Source organism: Kocuria sp. NPDC057446 (assembly GCF_042802875.1).
Taxonomy (GTDB): Bacteria; Actinomycetota; Actinomycetes; order Actinomycetales; family Micrococcaceae; genus Kocuria.
In genome coordinates this window covers 1-5,830 of sequence record NZ_JBHVDI010000195.1, presented here as the reverse complement: position 1 = coordinate 5,830, position 5,830 = coordinate 1, and the positions used below count along the sequence as shown (strand labels likewise).

At 74.7% G+C, this 5,830-nt stretch carries 6 protein-coding genes and 1 riboswitch; of the genes, 3 read left to right on the top strand and 3 right to left on the bottom strand.

Going from position 1 to position 5,830, the window contains the following annotated elements; genetic code table 11:
• Positions 1–259: 259 nt before the first annotated feature.
• On the bottom strand, positions 260–898 hold the full coding sequence (locus ACFU0Y_RS16560; protein ID WP_380215797.1) for a VOC family protein: 639 nt from the start codon (positions 896–898) through the stop codon (positions 260–262).
• Between the two features lie 140 nt (positions 899–1,038).
• Positions 1,039–1,154, top strand: a riboswitch (SAM riboswitch).
• Between the two features lie 76 nt (positions 1,155–1,230).
• Between ACFU0Y_RS16560 and ACFU0Y_RS16555 the strand changes: the two genes are divergently transcribed.
• Together ACFU0Y_RS16555 and ACFU0Y_RS16550 are read left to right on the top strand one after the other, a co-directional pair.
• Entirely contained in the window at positions 1,231–2,643 is a 1,413-nt protein-coding gene (locus tag ACFU0Y_RS16555) for a bifunctional o-acetylhomoserine/o-acetylserine sulfhydrylase (RefSeq protein WP_380215795.1), read from the top strand.
• The gene (locus ACFU0Y_RS16550) at positions 2,640–3,818 is read left to right on the top strand and encodes a homoserine O-acetyltransferase (protein WP_380215793.1); all 1,179 of its coding nucleotides are present in this window, start codon (positions 2,640–2,642) and stop codon (positions 3,816–3,818) included. Before ACFU0Y_RS16555 ends, ACFU0Y_RS16550 begins: the two co-directional genes overlap by 4 nt.
• A gap of 35 nt (positions 3,819–3,853) precedes the next feature.
• On the opposite strand, the gene ACFU0Y_RS16545 is transcribed toward ACFU0Y_RS16550, so the two are convergent.
• A complete protein-coding gene (locus ACFU0Y_RS16545; RefSeq protein ID WP_380215791.1) occupies positions 3,854–4,756 on the bottom strand; it encodes an SGNH/GDSL hydrolase family protein in 903 nt (300 codons plus the stop codon).
• A 98-nt stretch (positions 4,757–4,854) separates the two neighbouring features.
• Between ACFU0Y_RS16545 and ACFU0Y_RS16540 the strand changes: the two genes are divergently transcribed.
• Complete coding sequence (locus ACFU0Y_RS16540; protein ID WP_380215789.1) at positions 4,855–5,541, top strand: alpha/beta hydrolase; 687 nt, start codon at positions 4,855–4,857, stop codon at positions 5,539–5,541.
• Here ACFU0Y_RS16540 and ACFU0Y_RS16535 read toward each other — a convergent pair.
• Entirely contained in the window at positions 5,525–5,767 is a 243-nt protein-coding gene (locus tag ACFU0Y_RS16535; protein ID WP_035926391.1) for an RNA-binding S4 domain-containing protein, read from the bottom strand. The two genes, ACFU0Y_RS16540 and ACFU0Y_RS16535, sit on opposite strands and share 17 nt — an antisense overlap.
• Positions 5,768–5,830 lie beyond the last annotated feature (63 nt).

Here is a 5,830-nt window from a genome sequence, read left to right as displayed (position 1 = left end):
CGGCGGTGAGCACCGCCAGCGACAGATCGTGGAAATCGGGCTGGGCCATCTCCCGGTACGCGGCCTCGAAGTCGGCCTCCTCGACCAGCCCGGCGGCGACCATGCCCACCCGGGACTGCTCCAGGCTCAGCCGCCACCACCGCGACTCGGCGTCGTCCCCGTGGATCTGCTGGAGCGCGCGTCCAGCCCCACCCGGCCTCCGGGGGCTCGACGGCCCCCGACGCCCGGGTGGCGCACGGTGCATCGGGCCCGGTCGGACTCAGATGGTGACGGCGCCGTCCGGGGTGCTGAAGGTGACGGAGAGGACCCCCGGGGTGCCCTCGGGATAGCGCCAGTCGACCTCGAGGTCCTCGAGCGCGGTCTCCACAGGCGCGCCCAGCCACTCGGCGACCCGCTCCGGGGCCCCGGCGATGCACATGCCCGCGAGCCCGACGTCCGTGAGCCGCGCCTGGGACGGGTGCATCTCCGGGGCGGAGTCGAAGTGGATCATGAACGGCAGCTGCGGATCCGCGATCAGGCCCTTGACGCCGATCTGGTGCCACTCCAGGCACCGGCCGTCCGGGAAGACCCGGTGGCCGGGCACGGCGTGGCGGCCGAGGCGCTGCTCGAAGGGGGCGAGGTCCTCGACCTCCACGACCCAGCCCAGCCAGCCGCCGCCGGCCTCGGACCGAGCGCGCACGGCCTGGCCGAAGGGCGCCTTCTCCGCCGCCGGGTGCTGGAGGACCTCGACGACCTCCACGTACTGGTGGTTGGTGAGCGGCAGGATCATGTTGCGGGTGCCGAATCGGGGGTGCACCCCACCCTTGACCGGCTCGATCCCGAGCTGGTCCGCGATCCGCTCGGTGGTGGCCGCCAGGCCCTCCGGGCGGCAGGCGTAGGACACGTGGTCGACTCTCATGGGCACATCGTGGCACCCTGTGAGTTTCGTCTCCAAATCGGCCCGCGGCGCCCCCGTCGTCCTGCGGTCGGCGGCCCGCCGGGCGTCGTCCCCGGACCCGGCTTGACGCCGTGACGCCCGAATCCGGAGAATGTCGTGCAGGTCATGAGCGCCAGCGTCCAAGCCCCAGCTAGCTGGCCGGCAACCCTCCACCGCGGTGGGGTGCCCTGGGTGAAGACCAGGCTCCTCGCGACCGGCGAGCGAGCAAGCGCGGGTCCCCGGCGCCCGGTCGTTCCCGGCCGCACCGCCTCGGCCGGGACGGGACCCCTGAGATCCACAAGGAGTCCCACGGCATGTCCGATCCCCTCGCTCCCGCCACCGACGCCGCCACGACGCACACGGACGCTGCCGCGACCCAGCGCCCGACCCCGGAGAACCCCGCCGGCTGGGCCTTCGAGACCCGGCAGATCCACGCGGGGCAGCGCCCCGACCCGGTCACCGGCTCCCGCGCCCTGCCGATCCACCAGACCACGTCCTTCGTCTTCCCCGACGCCCGGACCGCCGCCGACCGCTTCGCGCTCGCCGAGCTGGGCCCGATCTACACGCGGATCGGCAATCCGACCACCGAGGTCGTGGAGAACCGGATCGCCGCCCTGGAGGGCGGCGTGGGCGCCCTCATGCTCAGCGCGGGGCAGTCGGCGACGACGTTCGCCGTGCTCAACCTCGCCGGCGCGGGCGACCACGTCGTCGCCAGCCCCAGCCTCTACGGCGGGACCTACAACCTCCTCAAGTTCACGCTGCCCAAGCTCGGCGTCGAGACGACCTTCGTGACGGACCCGGACGACCCCGAGGCCTGGCGGCGGGCGGTCCGGCCGAACACGAAGGCCTTCTTCGCCGAGACCATCCCGAACCCGCGCAACGACGTGCTCGACATCGAGGCGGTCGCCGGGATCGCCCACGACCACGAGGTCCCGCTGATCGTGGACAACACCGTGGCGACCCCCTACCTGATCCAGCCGTTCCGCTGGGGCGCGGACGTGGTGGTGCACTCGGCCACCAAGTTCCTGGGCGGGCACGGCACCGCCATCGGCGGCGTGATCGTGGACTCGGGGGCCTTCGACTACGGCCGCTACCCGGAGCGCTTCCCCGGCTTCAACCAGCCGGACGAGTCCTACGGCGGTCTCGTCTACGCCGAGACCCTGGGCGCGGACGGGCCCTTCGGCGTGAACCTGTCCTACATCCTCAAGGCCCGCGTGCAGCTGCTGCGCGACCTCGGCTCGGCGATCTCCCCGTTCAACGCGTTCCTCATCGAGCAGGGCATCGAGACGCTGTCCCTGCGGATGGAGCGCCACGTGGCCAACGCCGGGACGGTGGCCCGCTGGCTCGAGGCGCGGGAGGACGTGCGCTCGGTGTCCTGGGCCGGGCTCGAGTCCTCCCGGTGGCACGGGCGGGCGCAGAAGTACGCGCCCCGGGGCGCCGGGTCCATCCTGGGCTTCGTGCTCGACGGCGGCCGGGAGGCCGGTGCGGCCTTCGTGGACGCCCTGACCCTGCACTCGAACGTCGCCAACATCGGCGACGTCCGCTCCCTCGTGATCCACCCCGCGTCCACCACGCACAGCCAGCTCCTGCCCGAGGAGCAGCTGGCCGCCGGTGTGGAGCCCGGCTTCGTGCGCCTGTCCGTGGGCCTGGAGAACATCGACGACATCCTGGCCGACCTCGAGCAGGGCTTCGCCGCGGCGGCGGCCGCGCCGGGAGGACAGGAGTGACCGTGACGGTCGTCGGGGGAGCCGGGACCGCCGTCCGCGAGGACGGGGTGCCGCGGCTGGCCGGGATCGGGGAGCTGGAGCTCGAGTCGGGCTTCCGGCTGCCCGACGTCCGGATCGCGTACGAGACGTGGGGCACCCTCGCCCCGGACGGCTCCAACGCGGTGCTCGTCGAGCACGCCCTCACCGGGGACACCCACGTGGCGAGCGGCCGGGTCCGTCCCGGCGCCTCCGGGGCCGAGCGCCGCGCCGCCGAGAGCGGCGGCTGGTGGGAGGGCCTCGTCGGCCCCGGCGCGGCCATCGACACGGACCGCTGGTTCGTGGTCTGCACCAACATCCTGGGCGGCTGCTACGGGTCCACGGGCCCGGCGAGCCCGGCGCCGCCGGACGTGGACCCCGAGGGCCGCCCCTGGGGCTCCCGCTTCCCGCTCATCACCGTCCGGGACTCGGTCCACGCGGAGGAGGCCCTGGCCGACGCCCTCGGCATCGACGCGTGGCGCCTGGTCATCGGCGGCTCCATGGGCGGGGCCCGCGCCCTGGAGTGGGCCGTGACGTACCCGGACCGGGTCCGGGCGTGCGCGGTGGTCGCCGCGTGCGCCCAGTCCAGCGCCGAGCAGCTCGCGTGGGGACAGGCGCAGAACCTCGCCATCCGGCAGGACCCCGACTTCCGCGGCGGGGACTACTACGACGGCCCGCCGCCGGTCACGGGTCTGGGACTGGCCCGGCGGATCGCCCACATCACCTACCGCTCGGCCGACGAGCTGCACCACCGGTTCGGGCGCTCGCCGCAGGCCGACGAGGAGGTCATCGACACGCATCCCGGCGGGCGGGGCCGCTACCAGGTGGAGAGCTACCTCGACCACCAGGCGTCCAAGCTGGCCGGCCGCTTCGACGCCAACAGCTACCTGGCCGTCAACGAGACGCTCATGTCCCACGACGTGGCGCGGGACCGCGGCACGCTCGAGGAGGCGCTGTCCGTGACCTCGTGCGAGTGGCTCGTGGCCGCGGTGGACTCCGACCGGCTCTACCTGCCCCGCGAGTCCGACGTGCTGGCCGCCGCGCTGCCGGGGGACGTCCGGCGGCACACGCTCACCTCGCCCTCGGGCCACGACGGCTTCCTCATCGAGGCGCCGCAGCTCGGCAAGCTGCTCGTGGAGACCGTGCTGCGCGAGCGCTGAGCCGCCGGCGGTGCCCTCGGCCCGGCGCGGACCCCTCAACCGCTCCCGGCGACGGGCCCGTTCCCGGCGGCGGACGCGTCGTCGGCCCGGTCCCCGGCGGTGCCCCGGTCCCCGGGCGCGAGACCGCCCCCGGGCACCGTGGCGGTGCCGAAGTGCGGGCGCTTCGGCCGGACCTGCGCCCCCGAGCTCGTGCGCCGGATGCGGCGTGCCACCCACGGCCGCAGATAGCGGTGGGCCCAGACGAGGTCCTCCCGGCGGGCCTGCCGCCACGACGACGGCGGGCGGTCGGGGACGACCTCGGGCACCAGACCGTGCTCGAGGCCCAGGGTGTCGAGCACCTCGACCGCGATCCGGTGGTGGCCCAGGGCCGAGAAGTGCAGCCGGTCGGGGTCCCACATCGCCGGGTCGGCCAGCTCCCGCAGCCCCCACAGGTCCACCAGGACGGCGTCGTGCCGGGACGCGACCACCCGCACGTTCTCGTTGTAGACCGCGATCCGGCCCCGGATCCCGCGCAGCACCGGGGTGGCGCCGATGTCCGGGCCGCCGACCATGACGACGGTGGCCCCGTCCGCCGCGAGCCGGCCGACGACGTCGTCCATCTCCTCGGCGATCGCATCCGGGTCCCCGCCGGGGCGCAGCATGTCGTTGCCGCCCGCGCAGACCGTCACGAGGTCCGGGGACAGCTCCAGGGCCGGCCCGACCTGCTCGTCGACGATCTGGCGGAAGAGCCGGCCGCGGATGGCGAGGTTGGCGTAGGACAGACCGGGGGAGAGCCGGTCCAGCTCCTCCGCGACCCGGTCCGCCCAGCCGCGGTGGCCGCCGGGGGACCCGGGGTCCGGGTCCCCGATGCCCTCCGTGAAGGAGTCGCCGATCGCCACCATGCGCCGCCAGGGGTGGACGGGAGGGACGGTGTCCGGGGGGCCTGTCGTCTCGGTCATGCTCCCCGGTCTACCACCGGCTCCGGCGGGCGTCCACGCGCCCGCCCCGTGTCCCGGGGCGTCCTCGGACCGCCGGGCCCGGATGGCACACTGGTGCCATGACCGACGCCTCCGTCCCGACCGGGACCGCCTCCCCCTTCGCCGTGTGGAGCAACGACGCCGACGCCCGCCCCGGAACCCCGCTGCTCGTGCTCCTGCACGGCTACGGCTCGCACGAGCAGGACCTCATGGGCCTCGTCCCGGCCCTGCCGGACGACTTCAGCGTGGCGTCCCTGCGCGCCCCGCAGGCCGTTCGGTTCGGCTACCAGTGGTTCCCGCTCGCGGCGGACCTCAGCTTCTCCGTCGACCGGGTCGCCGAGGCGGTGGAGCCGGTCGCGGCGTGGCTGCGGGAGCTGGCCGCGGACCACCCCAGCATCACGCTGCTCGGGTTCTCGCAGGGCATGGCGATGGCCACGTCCCTCGCCCGCCACATGCCCGGGGAGATCGCCGCGGTGGTCGGGCTCTCCGGGTTCGTGGTGCCCGGGGAGCACCCCCTCTTCGCCGACGCGACGCTGCGGGAGCAGCCGCTGCGGATGTTCTGGGGCCGCGATCCGCAGGACCCGGTCATCCCGCCGGAGCTGGTCGACGCCACGGCCGAGTGGGCCCTCGAGCACGCCGACGTGACGAAGGTGCACTACACCGGGGTGGGCCACGGGATCAGCCCGCAGGAGGTGGGGCACGTGCGCGAGTACCTCACCCAGGTGGTGCTGGGGGACCCGGCCGGCCGGGTCAGCCCCCGGCGGTGATCCGGACCGACGCGCCGCCCGCGGAGACGACGTCGCCCGGGTGCAGCTGGCGGCCGCGCCGGGTCTCGACCTCGCCGTTGACCGAGACCTGACCGTCCTCCACGAGGCCCCGGGCGTGCGCCCCGTCCTCCGCGAGGTTCGCCAGCTTCAGGGCCTGGCCCAGCCGGATCATGTCGTCGCGGATGGGCAGTTCGTCGGGGCCGCCGGGCTGCTGGGGAGTCGTCATGCCCCCATTGTCCCAGGTCCCCGGCCGTCGGCGGGCGCGGCGGGAATTGGCTACCCTGGGACG